Source organism: Rhodococcus sp. P3_B8 (assembly GCF_056402775.1).
Genome location: NZ_JBFUGT010000501.1, coordinates 1 through 3,146, shown reverse-complemented (window position 1 = coordinate 3,146; position 3,146 = coordinate 1). Strand labels below are relative to the sequence as shown.

2 protein-coding genes and 1 pseudogene are annotated in these 3,146 nt (G+C 66.6%); 1 reads left to right on the top strand and 2 read right to left on the bottom strand.

Annotation, left to right across the window (positions count from 1 at the left end):
- The coding region (gene pepN, locus AC1D1G_RS43595; RefSeq protein ID WP_477956752.1) for an aminopeptidase N at positions 1 to 1,616 on the bottom strand (1,616 nt) is incomplete at its 3' end.
- Between the two features lie 72 nt (positions 1,617 to 1,688).
- Positions 1,689 to 2,924 carry an NAD(P)/FAD-dependent oxidoreductase gene (locus tag AC1D1G_RS43590; RefSeq protein ID WP_283333576.1) on the bottom strand — a complete coding sequence of 412 codons (1,236 nt, stop codon included), beginning with the start codon at positions 2,922 to 2,924 and terminating at the stop codon, positions 1,689 to 1,691.
- A gap of 127 nt (positions 2,925 to 3,051) precedes the next feature.
- On the opposite strand from AC1D1G_RS43590, the pseudogene AC1D1G_RS43585 reads away from it, so the two are divergent.
- Positions 3,052 to 3,146, top strand: a pseudogene (locus AC1D1G_RS43585) (disulfide bond formation protein DsbA); the annotation flags it as partial.

The following is a 3,146-nucleotide window of genomic DNA, read 5'->3' as shown; positions in this document are numbered from 1 at the left end:
AGCTGCCCGCGTTCGACACCGACGAGGTCGGTGACGTCGGTGCGTTCGGTGGCGTCGAGGTCGAGTTCCACCCGCTTCGTGCGCACGAGCTTGCCGCCCCGGTCGTCGTACACGCCGACGGCGATGCGGTGCACCCGTCGCTCACCGGCACCGGGTGCGGCGCCGGACTGCAGAACGGCGAACCGGGTGAACTTGCCGTCCGCGTCGACGTCGAATTCGGGACGCAGGATGTTGAGCCCGGTGGTCTTGAGCCACTGGGCTCCCCAGTCGGACAGGTCGCGGCCCGAAGACTTCTCGAGTGCACCGAGGAGGTCGTCGAACGTGGCGTTGTCGAAGGCGTGGTCGCGGAAGTAGTCCCGCAGGCCGGACAGGAAGGGGTCGAGCCCGACGTACGCGACGAGCTGCTTGAGGACGGAGGCGCCCTTCGCGTACGTGATGCCGTCGAAGTTCACCTCGACCGCGGCGAGGTCCGGGATGTCGGCGGCGATGGGGTGGGTGGACGGCAGCTGATCCTGCCGGTACGCCCAGGACTTCTCGACGTTGGCGAACGTGGTCCAGGCGTTGGTGTATTCGGTGGCCTCGCTCTGGCAGAGCACGGAGGCGAACGTCGCGAAGGACTCGTTGAGCCACAGGTCGTCCCACCAGCGCATGGTGACGAGGTCGCCGAACCACATGTGCGCCATCTCGTGCAGCACGGTCTCGGCGCGCCGCTCGTACGACGCCCGGGTCACCTTGGACCGGAAGACGTAGTCCTCGAGGAACGTCACGGCGCCGGCGTTCTCCATTGCGCCCGCATTGAATTCGGGAACGAACAGCTGGTCGTACTTCCCGAACGCGTAGGGGGTGCCGAAATTGCGGTGGTAGAACGCGAAGCCCTGCTTGGTTTCCGTGAACAGGCGCTCGGAATCCATGTGTTTCCCGAGCGAGGCGCGGCAGTAGATCGCGAGGGGAATGTCGCCGTGCTCGTCGGAGTAGTTGTCGGTCCACTCCGCGTACGGGCCGGCGATGAGCGCGACGAGGTAGGTGCTCATCTTCGGTGTGGTGCGGAAGATGTGACGGCCGGGTTCCGGCGCCACCGTCTCGACGGTCGCGGAGTTGGAGATCACCTTCCAGTCGGCGGGGGACGTGACGTGCACGTCGAACGTCGCCTTCAGGTCGGGCTGGTCGAAGCAGGCGAACATGCGCTTGGCGTCGGCGGTCTCGAACTGCGAGTACAGGTACACCGCGTCGTCGGTCGGGTCCACGAAGCGGTGTAGCCCTTCACCGGTGTGCGAGTACGCGCAGTCGGCCTCGACCACCAGTTCGTTGCGTTCCGCGAGATCGGTGAGTGTGATGCCGGTGGACTCGTCGTAGTTCGACACGTCGACGGGGGAGCCGTTCAGCGTGGCCGAATGCACACGGGCCGCGACGATGTCGACGAACGTGGACGCGCCGGGGGTGGCCCCGAACGTGACGGTGGTGCGAGAGGAGAACGTCTCGACTCCGGGCTGGATTGTCGTCTCGACTCCGGGCTGACCTGTCCCGTCGGTGAGGTCGAGTTCGATCAGGTAGTTGTCGACGGTCAGCAGTCCGGCTCGTTCGGCTGCCTGTTCGCGGGTCAGGTTCGGTGGGGCCACAGAGGTCTCCTCGTGATCGGCGGCGGTGCTCGTACTCGATGCTGCCATCCCATCACGAGTGGGAGCGGGGTGTTAACCGGACAGGTCGGTCAACGGCACCCCGGGGTCGGCCAAGCGGTCGGGATCGACCGGGGCGGACGAGGACACCAGTTGCTTGATCTGATCGGTGACATCCCAGATGTTGACGTTCATGCCGGCGAGGACGTGGTTGTCCGCGTCGAGCCAGAAGGCCAGGAACTCGCGTGCGGCGAAATCGCCACGCACGACCACCCGGTCGTACGAATCGTGCGGGGCGTACCCCACGTACTCCATGCCCAGATCGAACTGGTCGGTGAAGAAGTAGGGCAGGTTCCCGTATTCGGCCGCGTGCCCGAGCATGGTGGCGGCGGCCACGGACGGCTGGTTGAGCGCATTAGCCCAGTGCTCGACCCGGATTCGGGTGCCGAGCTGCGGATGCCACTGCGCGGCGATATCGCCCACCGCGACGACGTCGGGGTCGCTGGTCTGCAACCCGGCGTCGACGAGAACGCCGCCGTCGACGTCGAGTCCGGCCCGCTCCGCGATCTCGATATTGGGTGCCGCGCCGACGGCGACGAGGACGGCGTCGGCGGGAAGGACGGTGCTGTCGCCCAGCCGAACCCCGGTGGCCTTGCCGTCGTCGACGACGATTTCCTCGACCGTGGCGCCGAGGTGCAGTTGAACGCCGTGCTCGCGGTGGAGTTCGGCGAAGACCGAGCCGATCTCGGGGCCGAGGGAGCCGAGCAGCGGAACTTCGGCGGCTTCCACCACCGTCACGTCGGCGCCCTTCTCCCGTGCGGAGGCCCCCACCTCGAGGCCGATCCAGCCGGCGCCGATCACCACGAGTCGTCGGCCACCGGCGACCGCCTCGATGAGCTTGTCCGATTCGTCGATGGTGCGGAGGTAGTGGACGCCCTCGGCGTCGGACCCGGAGATCGGTGGGCGGCGCGAGCGCGAACCGGTCGCGAGGGCGAGCTTGTCGTAGCCCAGGGTGGAACCGTCCGGCAGCGTCACGGTGTGGGCGGTGAGGTCGAGGGCGGTGGCGGTGGTGCCGAGCCGCAGATCCACGTGATGGTCGCGGTACCAGTCGCCGTGATGGACGGTGAAGTCGCCGAGAGCCTTCTTGCCTGCGAAGTGTTCCTTCGACAGCGGAGGTCGCTCGTAGGGAAGATGTTCCTCCTCCGACAGGAGGATGATCGAACCGTCGAAATCCTTGTCACGCAATGCTTCTGCCGTTTTTGCTCCGGCGAGGCCGCCGCCGACGACGACGAACGTGCGAGTGGAGGACATGTGAGGATGCTCCCTTCCGGTCGACCACTCTCGACCCTACTGCCGCGAGCCGGGTCTCCGGGAAGGATTCCCGGCAGGGAGGTGTTGACTGGACGGGAATGTGTACATCACCGAGAAGGAGCATCACGTGAGTGCTGGGACGAACGCCGGGACCGCCAAGGACGTCGCTGATTTCTGGTTCGACCCACTGTGCCCGTGGTGCTGGATCACGTCGCGATGGAT